Consider the following 17453-nt stretch of genomic DNA (forward strand, 5'->3'; position numbering starts at 1 on the left):
TTTCGGAACGTTTTTGGTCGCGCGAGGCGTGACGTGGCGTGGCCGGTCACCCGCGGTGCGGTACCGGCCACGCCACGCCGCCTCGGCGGTCAGGAGACGGTGCAGGCGGAGCCGTTCAGCGTGAACGCGGTGGGCCTCGGGTTGGCGCCGGTGTGGGTGCCGTTGAAGCCGAAGCTCGTCGACGCGCCCGGCGCCAGCGTCCCGTTGTAGGACAGGTTCGACGCGGTCACCGCCGTGCCGGTCTGCGTCACGTTCGCCGACCATGCCTGCCCGACCTTCTGGCCGCTGTTGCCGAACGTGAACGCCAGCGTCCAGCCGTTGATCGCCGTGGTGCCGGTGTTGGCGACAGTGATGTTCGCGGTGAACCCGGTGTCCCAGGTGTTCGCCGTCCAGGTCACCGCGCAGGAGCCGCCGGCGGGCGGGGCCGTGGTGGTCACCGTGACGCCGGGCGACGCGGGCGAGACGTTGCCGGCCGCGTCCACCGCCACCACTGTGAACGTGTACGTGGTGGAGGCGGTCAGCCCGGTCACCGCCAGGGTGGTGCCGGTGGCGGAGCCGACCAGGACGTTCCCGCCGCGGTAGACGCGGTACCCGGTGACGCCCACCGCGTCGGTGGACGGGCCCCAGGTCAGCGTCAGGCCGGTCGGGCCGACCGCGGAGGCGGTGGGCGTGCCGGGCGCGGTCGGTGGTGTGGTGTCCGGCGCCGGGCCGGCCGGCGTGGTGACGCTGACCGCCGCCGACGACGCGGACCGGTTGCCGGCGCCGTCGAGCGCCCGCACTGTGAACTGGTACGTCCGCTCCGGCAGCAGCCCGGTCACCGCGAGCGTGTTTGTGGTGGCGGTGCGCAGCACCAGCGCGTCGCTGCCGGTCTGCGACTGGGTGATCTCGTACCCGGCCAGGCCGCTGCCGCCGGTGTCGGTGGACGCGGCCCAGGTCAGCGTGAGCCCGCTCGACGTGACGGCGGACGCGACGGGCGTGCCGGGCACTGTGGGCGCGGTGGTGTCAGGGGTGACCGGGCCGGGCTCCTCGCCCCAGACGCGGACGCCGCCGGAGTAGAGCGGCACCTTCCGGTTCGGCCCGGCGGTGGCCTGGTAGGACGGGTCGTTCGCCGGATCCCAGGTGCCGCCCTCCGGCACCCCGATCTTGAACTGGACCTCCATCCGGTGCTGCGACTGCCCGGCCGGCGCGATGGTGTAGCCGGTGCAGTCGATCTCGACGTACCAGATGTCACCGGAGAACTGCTTCGCCGTCGACGGCGACGGGCAGCCCTGGGTGTAGCCGGGCGTGACGGTGACCGGTCCGGTGCCGTCGGGCCGGAAGAAGTACCGGAACTTTCCGGTCGTCAGCGCCCGGGCCGGGAACGCCGACTTGTTGTAGATGATCGCCTTGAGCCCGGTGGCGCGCGGCTCGGCCTGCATCACAGTGGTCTCCACAGTCAGCTCGTCCAGGTCGGGCGTCTCGGCGGACGGGAAACCGGCGCGCGGGCTGCCGCCGTACTCGTTCGTGAGCCGGGCCAGCGCGGAGGTGAAGCCGGCGTTGTAGTCGGTGGCGACCTCGTTCATCACGTAGTCCGACCGGCTGTCGGTGTACGCGTCGTTGGCCGAGGACGGGCCGCCGACCAGCGCGCCGTAGAGCACGTGCCGGGTCTCGGTGGGCACGGTCTGGCTGTCCCACCAGGAGCCGTGCGCGGTGCGGTGGTGCGGGTTGCGCGGCGAGTTGGTGCCGAAGCCGATCTGGTAGCTGGAGTTGCGCGGGTTGTCGCCGAGCGCGTAGTTGATCTGCCGGACCGCGAAGTCGTGGTAGCGCGCCTTACGGGTGGTGTCCGTGGTCCTGTCGCTGTAGACGAGCGCGGCGAACGCGGTGTTGGAGGCGTACCGCAGCGCGCCCCACGAGTCGAGCACCGCCATCCCGCCGGGCGAGTACGGCACCCGCTGACCGTTGACGCCCACCGTCCAGTAGTCCAGCCACCGGTTGGCGTCGTCGACGTACTTCTGCTTGCCGGTGAGGTTCGCCAGCAGCACGTACGCGCCGAACTGCTTGTTGTCCCAGGCGATGGTCCATTTGTAGGAGCGGGTGGTGGACTGCGGCTCGGTGCCGAGCTTGTCGTACTCGCTCTCGGCCTTGGTCAGGTAGGTGGCGTCGCCGGTGGCCCGGTACAGCCAGATCGCGCCCCAGACCAGCTCGTCCTGGTAGCCGCTCCACGACTTGTAGAAGCTCGTCGCGTCGGTGATGCACTCGTGGTAGTTCTTCCGCACGGTGTCGGCGAACGTGTAGAGCTGCTTGGCGTGGCCGAGCAGCTTGTCCGCGTAGGCCGCGTCGGTGGACCGGAACACCATGGACGAGGCGGCCATCGCGGCCGCCGTCTCCCCCGCCAGGTCCGCGCCGCCACAGCTCGCGTCGATCTTGTACGCGGGCCGCGCCATCGGCATCACCTCGGCCGGACCCCACCACTTGTGGTCGTCGTCGCCCTTGCCGACCTGTCCGTAGAGGACGTTCGGGGCGGGGTGCGCCTTGACGAAGTAGTCGTTGACGAAGCGCAGGTTGTTCAGCAGGTGGGTGAGCTGGCCGGAGGCGGCGTACCCGTCGCGGTACTCGACCGCGCCCCACGCCAGCATGGTGGCGCTGAACGCCATCGGGAAGCCGAACTTCACGTGGTCGCCGGCGTCGTACCAGCCGCCGGTGAGGTCGACGCCGACGTCGGCGCCGTCGGTGAGCGCCGAGTCGCCGCGCCAGGAGACCCGGTTCCAGGAGGGCTTGCGGCCCGACTGCTGCGCCTCGTAGAAGAACAGCGACTTCTGCAACGCCTCGGCGTAGTTGAACGCGGGCGCGGCCTGTGCGGCGGAGGCGGACGCGGGTGGCGGGGCGGCGACGGCCGTGGCCAGGCCGACGGCCAGCGCGGCGCCGGCGGCGAACAGCCGGCGGAGCCGGGACCGGCCTCCCGGCGGCGGAATCGGACGGGGCATGGCGAGCTCCTGTGGCTGGCGCCGGGCGGCAGCCGGAGCGGGGACGGTATCGCAGGGCTCCGGCTGCCGCGTGGCGGTGGTGGTGGGGTGTCCCTGAGAGGTTCGGGAGCGCTCCCATGGACAATCGACAATGTAATGCGCCGTCCATCACAGGGGAAGAGCGCGCCGATCCGGGCCACCCGGGCGTACTCACGGGTAACCATCGGGAGCTGGATCACACCATCGATACTTGTCAATATAGAGCGTGTTCGGTCCCAGCTCAGCGGCATCGTCACGGTGGTGAATGCAGCCGCCGGGGCGTCGTCGGCGGCGCGGCCGTCCTGGCATACGAGCGTACGGTTGCCCGGCCGCTCCGGCCCGCGGGACAGTACGCCTCACCTGCGGTGCCATCGACGCCGCCGCTCCCCGGACGACACTGAGGAGATCGCGATGGCTCTACGACTCGCCGAGGGCACCTCCTGGTCCGACACCCTCGCCCGGGCGGTGGCCGCCACGCCCGAGGCGTTCGGCACCGGCCCCGACGGCACCACGACGCTGCACAACCTCGTCCAGGGCGACTGGCGCGCGCTCGGCACGCCCACCGCCGTACGGACCCCGGTGGACAACACGGTGCTGGTGAACCTCGCCCGGCTCGACGCCGAGACGGCCCGCGCCGCCGTCGCCCACGCCGCCGACGCGCACCGGGAGTGGGCACAGACCCCGCTGGCCGAGCGCGTCGCCCGGGTCACCGACGCCCTCGACGCGCTCACGGCACACCGCGACCTGCTCGCCCTGCTGCTGGTCTGGGAGATCGGCAAGCCGTGGCGCCTGGCCTGCGCCGACGTGGACCGCGCGCTGGACGGCGTGCGCTGGTACGCGCAGGAGATCGAGCGGATGCTCGCCGACGGGCGGGAGCCGCTGCCCGGCCCGGTCAGCAACATCGCCTCCTGGAACTACCCGATGAGCGTGCTCGTGCACGCCGAGCTGGTGCAGCTGCTCGCCGGCAACGCGGTGATCGCCAAGACCCCGTCGCAGGGCGGCGCGGTCTGCCTCACCGTCGCGCACGCGCTGATGCGCCGCGCCGGGCTGCCCGCCACGCTGCTGTCCGGCAGCGGCGAGGAACTGTCCGAGGTGCTCGTCCGCGCACCGGAGATCGGCGCGGTGGCGTTCGTCGGCGGGCGCTCCAACGGCGGCAAGGTCGCCGCCGCGCTGCTCGACTGCGACAAGCGGCACTTCATCGAGCAGGAGGGCCTCAACGCCTGGGGCATCTGGAACTTCTCCCAGTGGGACTCGCTCGCCGCCCACCTGCGCAAGGGCTTCGAGTACGGCAAGCAGCGCTGCACCGCGTACCCCCGGTTCGTGGTCCAGCGCGACCTGGTCGACGAGTTCCTCGACATGTACCTGCCTGTGGTCCGCTCGATCCGGTTCGGGCACCCGCTCGCCGTCGGCGACGACTGGTCGGCCGGCGACCCGCTGCCCGAGCTGGACTTCGGGCCGCTGATCAGCGGGGCGAAGGCCGACGAGCTGCGGCGCAAGGTCGACGAGGCGGTACGCGGCGGCGCCGTGCCGCTGCACCGCGGCAAGCTCGACGGCGCGCCGTTCCTGGACGGGCAGGACACGTCCGCGTACGTCGCACCGGCCGTGCTGCTGGCCCCGCCCGGCCGATCCCGCCTCATGCACGCCGAGCCGTTCGGCCCGGTCGACACCATCGTCGTGGTGGACACCACCGACGAGCTGCTGGCCCAGATGAACGCCTCCAACGGCGCGCTCGTCGCGTCGCTCGCCTGCGACGACGAGGAGCTCGCCGGCAAGCTGGCGGTGGACCTCCAGGCGTTCAAGGTGGGCATCAACAAGCCGCGGTCCCGGGGCGACCGGGACGAGCCGTTCGGCGGCCGGGGCGCGTCCTGGAAGGGCGCGTTCGTCGGCGGCGACCTGCTCGTGCAGGCGGTCACAGTCGGTGGTGACGGCCGGCTCTACGGCAACTTCCCCGACTACAACAGCTACCCGGCCACCTGATCGCACACAGACGGGCGGGGCCCCCGCATCGGGAGCCCCGCCGTGTCACCGTCCCCCGTATCGGAGGCCGGCCCGGGTGGCGCGTGACCGCGCCGGTTCCGGCCGTCGGGCCGTACCCCTCGGGTGTGCCGCGCCGTTGCGGCGCACCTCCGGGATCCGGCCGGCGGCCGTCAGCTCAACTCGACCGCTGTGCCGGCACCGTCACCCCGGCCCGCGCGGCCGGCTCGGCCGGCGGCCGTGCGGCCAGCGGCAGCGTCGCGGTCAGCACGCCGCCGTCGCGTTCCATCGCCACCGGCCGGTCCAGCCGGCGCAGCGTCCGCAGCATCGGCGTGTTCTCGGACTGCACGTGCAGCAGCACGGCGGCGTATCCGGCCCGGTCGGCGTGGCCCACCAGGCGGCGCAGCAGCGCCGAGCCGAGGCCCCGGCGCTGCCAGTCGTCGCGGACCAGCAGCGCCGCCTCGGCCTCGTCGCCCTCGCCGAGCAGGTTCGCCATCGCCACGACCGGCTCCGCCGCCCCGCCGGAGCCCGCCGTGGCGAGCAGTGTCACGCCCCGCGCCGGTTCCAGCAGCCGGCGCAGCCGGGCCGGCGACGGGTCCGCCGCCCCGCTCAGGTAGCGCCGCTGCCGGCTGCGCGCCGAGCAGGCGGCGTGCAGGTCACGTACGCCGGGGACGTCCTCGGCGGTCGCGGCCCGCACCGACACCTCACCGCCGTCCGGCAGCACCAGCGTGATCCGGTCAGCGTCCCGCCGGGCCAGTGTCGCCGCCAGCTCGACCAGGGCCTGTGCGCGGGCGTACTCGGCCGGGGTGAAGCTGGGCTCCCGGCGATGCAGTTCGTGGGCGCCGCCGGCCGGGTCGGCGAGCACCATCGTGGTGCCGCCCACCCCGCCCGGCGCGGTGGCGGGCGTCGGACGCCAGGTCACCGAGTCGGCGCCGAGCAGCGTGCGCAGCACCTCGCCGGTCGCCTCCGGGTCTCGCACCAGCCGCCCGGCGAGCCCGAGCAGCCGGGTCGGCTCGTCGGCCAGCCCGCGCGCCCCGCTGCGCGCGATCCAGCAGTCCCGGCCCCGGCCCCGCTCCACGGCGGCCCGCAGCTCCGCCTCGGTCACCTGCTCGGGCGCGTCGACCAGGAAGTCGTCGACCGCGCCGGCCTCGGTGGTGTGCACCTGCACGCTGAGGATGTTGACCCCGCGCAACGCGAGGCTCGCCGTGAGCACCGACAGGTAACCCGGCCGGTCGTCCACCGTGGCTCGGATCCGCCAGAGCGCCATGGTTGTCTCCCTTCCTCGGCACCGACCATGCCGTGCGCCTGTTGCGGGCCCGTTGCCCCCGGGTGACGTGGGCCGTCCGGTCAGGTGACGGTGGTCACGGGCGGCGTGCCGACCAGGTCCAGCCGGTCGCCGAGGATCACCGCGCCGGCGCGGACGAGCTGGGCGAGCCGGTCCACCTCGGTGGAGTGGAACCCGGCGGCGGCGAGCGGTTCGCTGTGGTCACGGGCGACCACGAGCACCAGCCCGGCCCGGCCGAACGGCGCCACCGCGTAGTGGTGCCCGTCCGGGTTGGTCATGGCGCGCGCCCGCAGCGGGGTCACCTCCGGCAGCCGCGGCGGCACCGGCGCCCGCCAGCTCGCGTGCCCGATCGCGGCGACGCCGGCCTCGCCGCTGCGCGAGGCCCAGTCCAGGGGTACGACGGCGACCACCGCCCAGTCCGCGGCGAGCAGCCCCGGCACCGCGTCGACGAGCGTGGCCACCCCGTCGACCGGGTTCGCCGCCACCTGGGCGAGCAGTTCGGCGTCCTGCCCGGTGGTGGTGGGCGCGCCGATCGCCCGCCACACGCCGTCCACCCGGACGCCGGGGATCGCTGCGAGCCCGGCGAGCATCCGCTCCACCCGCGCCGCACCCGGCCAGACCACCGTGAAGTCGTCCACCGCCCGGCCGCCGAGCCGTTCCAGTACCACCACCTGCACGATGTCCGCGCCGGAGACGCCGAGTGTCCGGGCCACCTGGCCGAGCGTGCCCGGACGGTCCGGCAGGGTCACCCGAACTCTCAGCAGCATGTCTGATCCCCTCCGCTCGGCGGGCCGGCCGAGCGGCCGGCAGGCTGGGGCCCAGCCTGCCGGTTGACCATTTCGCCCCTGTTGCAAGGGCATGTCCCGCCGGGAAAACCCGACCTTGACAACAAAGCTGAGCTGCCATCAACTAATCGGATGACCGATCCGGCCGCCGATGTCGCCGCGCCCTCGACCGGTCCGGCCCCACGCGGGCTCGACCTCGACCGGCTCGCCGCCCACCTGGCCGTCCACCGGCCGGACCTGAGCGGGCCGCTGTCGGCGCGGCTGATCGCCGGCGGCAAGTCCAACCTCACCTACCTGCTGCGCGCCGGCGACCGCGAGGTGGTGCTGCGCCGGCCGCCCCTCGGGCACGTGCTGGCCACCGCGCACGACATGGCCCGGGAGCACCGGGTGATCTCGGCGCTCGCGCCGACCGGCGTACCGGTGCCGGAGGCGCTGCTGCTGTGCGCCGACGAGAGCGTCATCGGCGCGCCGTTCTACCTGATGGCGAAGGTCGACGGCGAGGTCTACCGGCGGCGGGAGCAGACCGACGCGCTCACCGCCGCCCAGCGGCGTGACCTCGCCATGGCGATGATGGACACGCTCGCCACGCTGCACCGGGTCGAGCCGGCCGAGGTGGGGCTGGCCGACTTCGGCCGCCCGGAGGGCTACCTGGCCCGGCAGGTGCGCCGCTGGGCCGGCCAGCTCGACCGGTCCCGCAGCCGGCCGCTGCCCGGCATCGACGAGCTGCGCGACGCGCTGGCCGCCAGCGTGCCCGAGGGCGCGAACGCGGGCCGGATCGTGCACGGCGACTACCGGCTGGACAACCTGCTCGCCACCGTCGACCCGGTGGCGGTGCGGGCGGTGCTCGACTGGGAGATGGCCACGCTCGGCGACCCGCTGGCCGACCTCGGGCTGCTGCTGACGTACTGGGACGTGCTCGGCGACAGCGACCACGGCGAGGGCAACCCGGTCGCCGACGGCATCGGGCCGCGCGCCGGCTTCCCGACCGGCGCCGAGCTGATCGAGCGGTACGCCGGGCGCAGCGACGTCGACGTCGGCCCGCTGCACTGGCACGTGGCACTCGGCTGTTTCAAGCTCGCGGTGATCTGCGAGGGCATCCACTACCGGCACACGCTCGGCCAGACGCTGGGCGAGGGCTTCGACCGGATCGGCGACATGGTGGCGCCGCTCGTGGCACACGGACTGCACGCGGTGAGGGAGAGCTAGATGGAGTTCGCGTACGACGACCGGACGGTCGAGCTGCGGCAGCGGCTGGAGGCGTTCCTCACCGAGTGCGTGTACCCGGCCGAGCCGGTGCACCACGAGCAGGTGGCCGCGGCCGGCGACCCGTGGGCCCGCCCGCCGGTGATGGAGGAACTCAAAGCCGAGGCGCGGGCGCGCGGGCTGTGGAACCTGTTCCTGCCCGACGCCCGCTACGGCGCCGGGCTGACCAACCTCCAGTACGCGCCGCTGGCCGAGCTGACCGGCCGCAGCCCGCACCTGGCCCCGGAGGCGCTCAACTGCGCCGCGCCGGACACCGGCAACATGGAACTGCTCGCCGAGTTCGGCTCCGAGGAGCAGCGCAAGCAGTGGCTCATGCCGCTGCTCGCCGGTGAGATCCGGTCCGCGTTCTGCATGACCGAGCCGGAGGTGGCGTCCTCCGACGCGACGAACATCGCCACCCGGATCACCCGCGACGGCGACCACTACGTGATCAACGGCCGCAAGTGGTGGTCGTCCGGGGCGATGGACCCGCGCTGCGAGATCTTCATCGTGATGGGCAAGACCGACCCGGACGCCGACCGGCACCGCCAGCAGAGCATGATCCTGGTCCCCCGGAACACCCCCGGCGTGACCGTACGGCGCGGGATGCGGGTCTTCGGCTACAGCGACGCCCCGCACGGCGGGCACGCCGAGATCGACTTCACCGACGTCCGGGTGCCGGTGGACAACCTGGTCGGCGAGGAGGGCACCGGGTTCGCCATCGCCCAGGCCCGGCTCGGCCCCGGCCGGATCCACCACTGCATGCGCCTGGTCGGCATGGCCGAGCGGGCCCTGGAGCTGCTCTGCCGGCGCGTGCTCGACCGGATCGCGTTCGGCCGCCCGCTCGCCGAGCAGGGCGTGGTCCGCGAGTGGATCGCCGAGTCGCGGGTCCGGATCGAGCAGGCCCGCCTGCTGGTGCTCAAGACCGCGTGGCTGATGGACACCGTCGGCAACAAGGGCGCGCACAGCGAGATCCAGGCCATCAAGATCGCCACGCCGCTGATGGCCGAGTGGGTGATCGACAAGGCCATCCAGGCGTACGGCGGGGCCGGGGTCAGCCAGGACACCCCGCTGGCCGAGCTGTGGGCGCAGGCCCGCACGTTGCGCCTGGCCGACGGCCCGGACGAGGTCCACCGCGCGTCGCTGGCCCGCCGCGAACTGCGCCGCTGGTCCTGACCGCTCCCCCGTCGCCGGGGGTGGGTCAGCCGGAGGCCCGGTGGATCAGCTCGGTGTCCAGCAGCACGTGCGGGGAGGGGACCTCCTCGCCCCGGATGCGGGACACCAGCAGCCGGGCCATCTGCCGGCCCATCTCCTCCACCGGCTGGAACACGGTGGTCAGCGGCGGCTCGGCCTGACGCGCGATCGGGGCGTCGTCGAAGCCGATCACCGCCACGTCCTCGGGCACCCGGCGGCCGGCCTCGCGCAACGCGCGCAGCGCGCCGAAGGCCATCAGGTCGGAGGCCACGAACACGGCGTCCAGCTCCGGGCAGACGTCGAGCAGCCGGCGCATGGCAGCGGTGCCGCTGCCCTCGCTGAAGTCCCCGTACGCGATCAGGCCCGGGTCGACCCGGCCGCCGGCCGCGCGCACGGCCTCCTGGTAGCCGGAGAGCCGGGCCAGGCCGGCGCCCATGTCCTGCGGGCCCGCGATGGTCGCGACCCGCCGGCGGCCCTGGCGGAACAGGTGCTCCACCGCCTGCCGCGCGCCGCCGACGTTGTCCATGTCGACGAACCACGCCGGCTGCGCGTTCGGGTGCAGCATCCGCGCCGGACGGCCGCCGAGCACCGTCGGCAGGCCGCGCTCCTCCAGCAGCGTGGGCAGCGGGTCGGCGTCGTGCAGGGACAGCAGGAGTACGCCGTCCACGTGCTGGTTGGTCAGGTGGTGCTCGACCCGTTCCCGCTCGATCGGCGACTGCACCATGGCCAGCCAGAGCTGCATCGGCGTCTCCACCAGCCCGGAGCTGACGCCCCGGACGATGGCCGCGAAGAACGGCTCGGTGAAGACCCGCTCCCCCGACTCGGACACGACCAGTGCGACCGAGTCGGTCCGCTGGGTGACCAGCGCACGGGCGGCACGGTTCGGCACGTACCCCAGTTCGGCGATGGCCTGCTGGACGGCGGCCCGGGCCTCCGGACTGACCTGCGGCGAGCCGTTGACCACGCGGGAGACCGTGCCGCGCCCGACGCCGGCGCGGGCCGCGACCGCGTCGAGGGTCGGACGCCCGAGCGAGCGGGTGCGCTGCGTTGTCATCGTTGTGCTCCTCCGACGGTCGGGCGGACCCGGCACCGATTGAGGCGTCGGCGCCGGGCCGCCCGTTACTGGCTGGCCCAGCTTATTGTGCGGGCAGTCCGTTGCGTCGGATCACGTCGGCGTACCACCTGGCGCTGGACTTCGCGATCCGGGCCTGGCTGTCGTAGTCGACATAGACCATGCCGAACCGCTTCGTGTAACCCCAGGCCCACTCGAAGTTGTCCAGGAGCGACCAGGCGAAGTAGCCCTTGAGCGGCACGCCGGCCTCGATCGCGGCGTGCGCCGCGCGCAGGTGAGCGGCGAAGTAGGCCAGCCGGTCCGGGTCGTCCACCCGGCCGTCGACCAGCTCGTCGACGAACGCCGAGCCGTTCTCGGTGACGTAGAGCGGCAGGTCGGTGTACTCCCGGTGGACCCGCTCCAGCGTCTCCACCAGGCCCGGGGCGTCGATCTCCCAGTCCATGTCCGTCACCGGGACACCGCGGGTGACGAACCGGACGTCCTCGCTGCCCGGCCAGCAGGACGGCGCCCGCCAGTAGGGCTCCGGCTCCGCGCCCTCGACCGGCGCGGCCACCACGTGCCGGCTGTAGTAGTTGACCCCGACCATGTCCAGCGGCGTGGAGATGGTCGCCAGGTCACCGTCGCGCACATGCCCCATGTCGGTGACCTGACGCAGGTCCGCGACGAGGTCCGCCGGGTACGACCCGCGCAGCACCGGGTCCAGGAAGAACCGGTTCGCCAGCGCGTCGATCCGGCGGGCCGCGTCGGCGTCCGCCGCCGACCCGCTCGCCGGGGTCACCGGGTACAGGTTGACGGTGATGCCGAGCTGCGCCTCCGGGCGGGCCGCGCGTACCGCCTGCACGGCCAGGCCGTGACCGAGCATCAGGTGGTGCCCGGCCCGGACCGCGTCCGCGCCGTCCCTGCGGCCCGGCGCGTGCACGCCGGAGCCGTAGCCGAGGAACGCCGAGCACCACGGCTCGTTCAGCGTGGTGAAGTACTTCACCCGGTCACCGAGCGCCTCGGCGACCAGGTGGGCGTACTCGGCGAAGCGGGCCGCGGTGTCCCGGGCCGGCCAGCCGCCCGCGTCCTCCAGCGGCTGCGGCATGTCCCAGTGGTAGAGCGTCAGCCACGGCTCGATGCCGTGGCCGAGCAGCTCGTCGACCAGCCGGCGGTAGAAGTCCATGCCCTCCTGGTTGACCCCGCCGGTGCCGCCCGGCTGCACCCGCGGCCAGCTCACCGAGAAGCGGTACGACCGCAGGCCCAGGTCGGCCATCAGCCGCACGTCGTCAGGCATCCGGTGGTAGTGGTCGCACGCCACGTCGCCGGTGTGCCCGGCCACCGTCCGGCCCTCGGTGTGGCTGAAGGTGTCCCAGATCGACGGGGCACGGCCGCCCTCCGTCGCCCCGCCCTCGATCTGGTACGCGGCGGTGGCCGCGCCCCAGAGGAAGTCGGATGGGAAGGTGAGGGCCGGACCGGCGTCGAGGACGCCGACAGCGGGCGGGCTTGCTGGGTTGCTCACGACTTGACGGCGCCTTCCATGATGCCGCCGATGATCTGGCGGCCGAACAGAACGAACACGACGAACAGGGGCAGGGTCGCGATCAACGTACCGGCGAAGATCTGCGAGTTGTCGGCGAAGTAGGCGGTGTTGAGGCTGCGCAGCGAGATCTGGACGGTCGGGTTGGACGGGTCCGCCAGCACCACGAACGGCCAGAAGAACTGGTTCCACTGCTCCATGAAGGTCAGCAGGCCCAGCACCGCGGCGGCCGGACGCAGCGCGGGTGCCACCACGTGCCAGTACACCCGCCAGGTCGAGCAGCCGTCCACCCGGGCGGCCTCGATCAACTCGTTCGGTACCGCCTGCTCGGCGTACTGGCGCATCATGAAGATGCCGAAGCCGCCGATCAGGAACGGGACGGTCACCGACGGCATGGTGTTCAGCCAGTCGAGCTTGGCCATCAGGATGTAGAGCGGCAGCACGCCGAGCTGGATCGGCACCATCATCGAGGTGAGGATGATCAGCAGCAGCGCGTTCTTGCCCCGGAAGCGGAGCTTGGCGAACGCGAAGCCGGCCAGCGAGCCGAAGAACACGGTCGCGACGGTGATCGTCCCGGAGACCAGGAACGAGTTCATCAGGCCCTTGACGATGTTGGCGTCGCTGTTGGCGAGCACCCGCTCGATGTTCTCGCCGAGCTTGCCGCCGGGCAGGAACGGCGGCGGCCAGGAGTTGGCCGCGTCGTTCGTCCGGCTGGCGATCACGATCATCCAGTAGAACGGGAACAGGGACAGCAGCACGCCGAAGATCAGGCCGATCATGGTGAGCGGGCTGGCCTTCCAGAGCCGCTCGGCCCGGTGGGCGGTCTTGACCGGCGGACTCTGCCGGGTGGGCGGGCGGACGGCGGTGGTCGTCATCTCGTCACCTCACTTGTCGGAGCTGATGCGGCGGGCGAGCAGGTAGTTGATCGCCGACATCAACGCGATGAGCACGAAGAGCACGAGCGCGACCGCCCCGGCGTAGCCCCACCGGAAGCGCTGGTTCATCACGTCGAGCAGGTACATCGTGATGGTCTGGAACTGGCCCTCCGAACCACCGGAGAGACCGCCCGAGCCGCTGGTGAACAGCAGGGGCTCGGTGAACAGCTGGAGGCCGCCGATGGTGGAGATGATCAGCGTGAAGATGATCGTGGGGCGCAGCTGCGGGACCGTGATGGACCAGAACTGGCGCCGCCGGGAGGCGCCGTCCAGCGCCGCGGCCTCGTACATGTCCTTGCTGATCGACTGCATGGCGGCCAGGTAGATCAGCGCGTTGTAGCCGACCCAGCGCCAGTCGACCATGGTGGAGATGGCGAACCAGGAGGCGAAGCGGTTCGCCCGCCAGTCGATCGGGTCCAGGCCGACGCTGTCGAGCAGCCAGTTGACCAGGCCGAAGTCCTTGGCGTAGATCATCGAGAAGATCAGCGCGACCACAGCGGTCGAGGTGATGATCGGCATCGCGATGGCCATCCGGAAGAACGTCTGCGCGCGCAGCTTCCGGTTCAGCGCGTTGGCGAGCATCAGCGCCAGCAGCAGCTGGGGCACTGTGGAGAGCAGGAACATGCCGAACGTGTTGACCACCGCGTTCCAGAACTGCGGATCCTCGGTGATCAGTTCGACGAAGTTGTCCATCCCGACGAAGGAGATCGTCGAGTTCAGCGGCGACCGGTCGGTCAGCGCGATCCAGACCGTGTACGCGATCGGGTACACGCCGAACACGGCGAAGATCACGAAGAACGGCAGGACGTACAGGTACGGCGAGTACTTCAGGTCCAGCCGGGTCATCGAGGCGGCGCGGCGGCGTGTGTGCCGTGCGGCGCGGGGCGCGCCGGGCTCGGGCGGCGCCGCGGCGTGCAGGTCGAGGCTCATGGGGAGTCCTTCTCCTCGGCCGGCGTCACCCGCCACACGGGCGACGCCGGACTCTGCGGGCACCGCGGGTGGCGCCGGCAGCCAGGGCTGCCGACGCCACCCGCGGGCGGCTCAACCGGTCACTTACCGGCGGCCGCACCGTTCTTCAGGGCCGCCTGCCACTGCTCGTCGGCCGACTTGCCCTGCTCCACGGCGCGCAGCGTGTTCTCCACGGCGGTGCGGACCGCGTTGTTCTTCGGGCCGAGGTAGACCGGCTTCAGGTCGGTGGCGCCGGCGGCGAAGATCTTGCCGACCGGGGCCTTGCTGAAGTAGTCGTTGGTCGAGTCGGCCACGGCCGGGTCGGTGAGCGCCTGCGGGTTCGAGGGCAGGTTGCCGACCGCCTTGTACGCGCCGATCTGGCCCTTGGCGCTGGTCAGGAACTTGGCCAGCTCCGCGGCCTCCTTCTGGTGCTTGCTCGACTTCGGCACGCCGAGGAAGGAGCCGCCCCAGTTGCCACCGGCGCCCGGCGCCTTGGCGATGTCCCACTTGCCGGCCGCCGCGTCACCGGCCTGGCCCTTGATGACACCGGTCATCCAGGCGGGGCAGGCGATGGTGGCGAAGGTGCCGTTCTTGAAGCCGGCGTTCCACTCGTTGGAGAACGACTGGAGGTTGTTGGACAGCCCGGCGGCGATCATCTTGGTGGTGAGCTGGTACGCGGCCTGCACGTCCGGGTTCTGGTCGATGACCAGCTTGTTGCTCTTGTCGTAGTAGGTGTAGCCGGTGCCCTGGCCCGCGATCTGCATCAGCACGACGTTGTAGAAGTTGGTCGCCGAGTCGACGAACTTGTGCTTCTTGTCGGCGGCGGCGAACTTCTGGCCGGTGGCGATGAACTCGTCCCAGGTCGGCCAGAGCGCGCCGACCTGCTCGCGGTCGGTGGGCAGCCCGGCGGCCTTGAACAGGTCGCTGCGGTAGCACAGCGCCATCGAGCCGACGTCGGTGCCGAGGCCCAGCACCTTGCCGTCGGGGGTGGTGCCCTGCTCCCACTTCCACGGCAGGAAGTTGCCCTTGAGGTCGTTCGCGCCGTGGTCGGCGAGGTTCACGAACTTGTCGGCCTGGGCGTAGAACTGGACGATGGTGCCCTCTTCCAGGGCCACCACGTCGCCGGCACCCGAGCCCGCGGTGATCTGCTGGGTCAGACGGGTGTTGTAGTCACCGAGACCGAGGCCCTTGCCCCGCTCCTGGATCTTGACGTTCGGGTGCTCCGCTTCGTACTGCTTGTACAGCTCTTCGTAGCCGAAGCCCTGGTCGCCGAAGACGTCGACGACCAGGGTGACCGGGCCGCCGCCGCTGCCGCTGTCGCCGCTGTCCGAGTCGTCGCCGCAGGCGGCGGTGGTGCCGAGCACGACGACGGACGCGAGCGCGATGGCCGCGAACCGCCGACGACGGATTGGGACGCTCATCCGAGACCCCTCTTTCGGTGGTGAGGCGATATCTGCTGTGTGGTGGGGGGTGCGTTTCGCGCGGGCCGGAGCGGGCAGGAGGGAGATCCGCACCACTCTCGGGAGCGCTCCCATGAGGTTGCCGGGAGGTGACAGGGGTGTCAATAGACCGTTGGGAGCGTTCCCATTTCGTTACCGCGTCGGCGTGCGGCCCCTGCGCGGGGACCGCGCGGTCAGCGGTGCGGCGGTGGTGCCGCGGGTCGCGCGGTCGGTGACGCGGCAGGTGCGCGCGGTCGGTGGCCCGGCTGGTCGTGCGGTCGGCGGTGCAGTGGTCGCGCGGTTCGGCGGTGCAGTTGGCCGCGCGGTCGGCGGCGCGAGGGATCGGGTCAGCAGCAGCGGCGCAGCAGGACGGTGGCGCGGTCCGGGTCGAACACGCCCGGATCGAACGCCGGGCCGGCCCACTCCCGCATGGTCGGATGCTCCGGATGCGCGGGATCGGCGAGCGCGGCCAGCAGGACCGCGTACCCGCCCGGACCGCCCACGTCCTCCGGCGGGCAGGCCCGCTCCCCGTCCAGGCACAGCGGGTAGCGCTCGTCCGGGTCGGCGGCGCAGCAGTCCTCCACCACCAGGTCGTGCTCCCACCAGTCACCGAAGTCGTACGTGTAGCGGAACCGGTCGCCCTTGCCCACGAGCGCATCCAGCCGGACGTCCAGCTCGTCGCGCAGCGCCAGCTCGCCGTCCGGGTCGGGCTCGCCGTACTGCCGGCCGTCCACGTCGAACGAGTGCAGGTGGCAGTCGCGCCAGCCCATCGCGTGCTGGATCACCCGGTGCAGCCGGTCCAGCGTGTAGCCGCCGGGCACCAGCACCCGCCGCCACACCGGCGGCCGGACGCCGGCCAGCGACACCATGAGCTGGAAGATCTGACGCGACACGACGTCCCATCCTTCCTGGGCATAGGCTGCCTGCATGATCTGCCGAGCCTGCCGGGAACGGCGGCACGACGACTGTCCTGGCCGGAAGTGGTGCGACTGCCAGCACCGTACCCCCGAACCCACCCCTCCGGTCACCGGTCCGGCCGGCGAATGACCGCCGGAACCCCGATCGAACGGATCTGGCCCGCACCCGTCACCGGTGCGCTCACCGATCCGCAGCTCACCGCGCTCTACGGCCGGACGGCCGGCCCGCACCTGCGGGTCAACTTCGTCGCCAGCGCCGACGGCGCGGTCACTCTGGACGGATACTCGGCCGGGCTCTCCGGCGAGCCGGACAAGCGGGTCTTCGGCCTGCTGCGGATGCTCTGCGACGGTCTCGTGGTGGCCGCCGGCACACTGCGGCACGAGGGCTACCGGGCGGTCCGGCTGAGCCCGGAACGCCGGGCCTGGCGCCGCGAGCAGGGGCTGGCCGAGTTCCCCACGCTGGTGGTCGTCTCCGGTTCGCTCGACCTCGACCCGGCGCAGGCCGCGTTCGCAGACGCCCCGGTCCGGCCGATCGTGCTCACCCACGCCGACGCCGTACCGCCGCCCGGGCTGGCCGACGTCGCCGACGTGATCCGCTGCGGCACCGACACGGCCGACGACGCTGGGCAGGCCGACGGCACCGGGCAGCCTGGTGGCGCCGGGCAGCCCGACGACGGTGCCGGACGGGTCGACGGCAGCGGCCCGACCGACGGGACCGGGCGGATCGGCGGCGCCGGTCAGTCCGACGGCAGCGGCCGGGCCGACGGCTCCGGGCGGACCGGTGGTGCCGGGCGGATTCGCGGCGCCGGGCGGGTCGATCTCGTCGCCGGCTTGGCCGAGTTGCGTCGGCGCGGGCTCGGCCAACTGCTCTGCGAGGGCGGCCCGCACCTGTTCGGCGCGCTCACCGCCGCCGACCTGGTCGACGAACTGTGCCTGACCGTGGCGCCGCTGCTCGCCGGCGCCGGGCCGGGCCGGATCACCGCCGGAGACGCCAGCGTCCCGCGTCACCTGCCGCTGCGGCACGTGCTGGCCGCCGGCGACGGCGTGCTGATGCTGCGCTACGCCCGCGACCCCGCCGAGACCCCGCCCGCCGGTGCCGCCCCCGCCGCCTGACCCGCTCGCGGCACGCGGCACGCCCCACAACCCCCGACGCGCACCACGCGTT

Annotated in this window: 13 protein-coding genes; 4 read left to right on the top strand and 9 right to left on the bottom strand. The window is 72.6% G+C overall.

Going from position 1 to position 17453, the window contains the following annotated elements; translation table 11 throughout:
- Window positions 1-89: 89 nt before the first annotated feature.
- Window positions 90-2963 carry a glycoside hydrolase family 9 protein gene (locus FB454_RS29450; protein ID WP_145823904.1) on the bottom strand — a complete coding sequence of 958 codons (2874 nt, stop codon included), beginning with the start codon at window positions 2961-2963 and terminating at the stop codon, window positions 90-92.
- A gap of 429 nt (window positions 2964-3392) precedes the next feature.
- Here FB454_RS29450 and FB454_RS29455 point away from each other — a divergent pair, with 429 nt between their 5' ends.
- Window positions 3393-4958: an aldehyde dehydrogenase family protein gene (locus FB454_RS29455; protein WP_030274673.1), complete on the top strand. Its 1566-nt coding sequence runs from the start codon at window positions 3393-3395 to the stop codon at window positions 4956-4958.
- Window positions 4959-5133: 175 nt separating this feature from the next.
- Here the strand turns inward: FB454_RS29455 and FB454_RS29460 are convergent, their stop codons facing one another.
- Both FB454_RS29460 and FB454_RS29465 read right to left on the bottom strand, forming a co-directional pair.
- On the bottom strand, window positions 5134-6222 hold the full coding sequence (locus tag FB454_RS29460; RefSeq protein WP_013284863.1) for a GNAT family N-acetyltransferase: 1089 nt from the start codon (window positions 6220-6222) through the stop codon (window positions 5134-5136).
- Between the two features lie 80 nt (window positions 6223-6302).
- Entirely contained in the window at window positions 6303-7007 is a 705-nt protein-coding gene (locus FB454_RS29465; protein ID WP_145823905.1) for an ACT domain-containing protein, read from the bottom strand.
- A 150-nt stretch (window positions 7008-7157) separates the two neighbouring features.
- Here FB454_RS29465 and FB454_RS29470 point away from each other — a divergent pair, with 150 nt between their 5' ends.
- Both FB454_RS29470 and FB454_RS29475 read left to right on the top strand, forming a co-directional pair.
- Window positions 7158-8231 carry a phosphotransferase family protein gene (locus FB454_RS29470; protein ID WP_013284861.1) on the top strand — a complete coding sequence of 358 codons (1074 nt, stop codon included), beginning with the start codon at window positions 7158-7160 and terminating at the stop codon, window positions 8229-8231.
- Window positions 8232-9443 (top strand): acyl-CoA dehydrogenase family protein, encoded by a 1212-nt coding sequence (locus tag FB454_RS29475; protein ID WP_145823906.1) that lies wholly within the window; start codon window positions 8232-8234, stop codon window positions 9441-9443.
- A gap of 25 nt (window positions 9444-9468) precedes the next feature.
- Here the strand turns inward: FB454_RS29475 and FB454_RS29480 are convergent, their stop codons facing one another.
- The 6 genes from FB454_RS29480 to FB454_RS29505 form a co-directional block, all read right to left on the bottom strand.
- Complete coding sequence (locus FB454_RS29480) at window positions 9469-10515, bottom strand: LacI family DNA-binding transcriptional regulator (RefSeq protein ID WP_013284859.1); 1047 nt, start codon at window positions 10513-10515, stop codon at window positions 9469-9471.
- A gap of 82 nt (window positions 10516-10597) precedes the next feature.
- Window positions 10598-12031: a GH1 family beta-glucosidase gene (locus FB454_RS29485; protein WP_145823907.1), complete on the bottom strand. Its 1434-nt coding sequence runs from the start codon at window positions 12029-12031 to the stop codon at window positions 10598-10600.
- Complete coding sequence (locus FB454_RS29490) at window positions 12028-12828, bottom strand: carbohydrate ABC transporter permease (protein WP_030274682.1); 801 nt, start codon at window positions 12826-12828, stop codon at window positions 12028-12030. The genes FB454_RS29485 and FB454_RS29490 overlap by 4 nt, the downstream gene beginning before the upstream one ends.
- Before the next feature lie 105 nt (window positions 12829-12933).
- The gene (locus tag FB454_RS29495; protein WP_013284856.1) at window positions 12934-13914 is read right to left on the bottom strand and encodes a carbohydrate ABC transporter permease; all 981 of its coding nucleotides are present in this window, start codon (window positions 13912-13914) and stop codon (window positions 12934-12936) included.
- A 119-nt stretch (window positions 13915-14033) separates the two neighbouring features.
- Window positions 14034-15353 (bottom strand): ABC transporter substrate-binding protein, encoded by a 1320-nt coding sequence (locus tag FB454_RS29500; RefSeq protein WP_013284855.1) that lies wholly within the window; start codon window positions 15351-15353, stop codon window positions 14034-14036.
- Between the two features lie 365 nt (window positions 15354-15718).
- Complete coding sequence (locus FB454_RS29505) at window positions 15719-16264, bottom strand: plasmid pRiA4b ORF-3 family protein (RefSeq protein WP_041784165.1); 546 nt, start codon at window positions 16262-16264, stop codon at window positions 15719-15721.
- Between the two features lie 150 nt (window positions 16265-16414).
- Between FB454_RS29505 and FB454_RS29510 the strand changes: the two genes are divergently transcribed.
- Complete coding sequence (locus FB454_RS29510; RefSeq protein ID WP_145823908.1) at window positions 16415-17401, top strand: pyrimidine reductase family protein; 987 nt, start codon at window positions 16415-16417, stop codon at window positions 17399-17401.
- The last annotated feature ends 52 nt before the right edge of the window (window positions 17402-17453 follow it).

The organism is Micromonospora sp. CNZ297 (assembly GCF_007827625.1).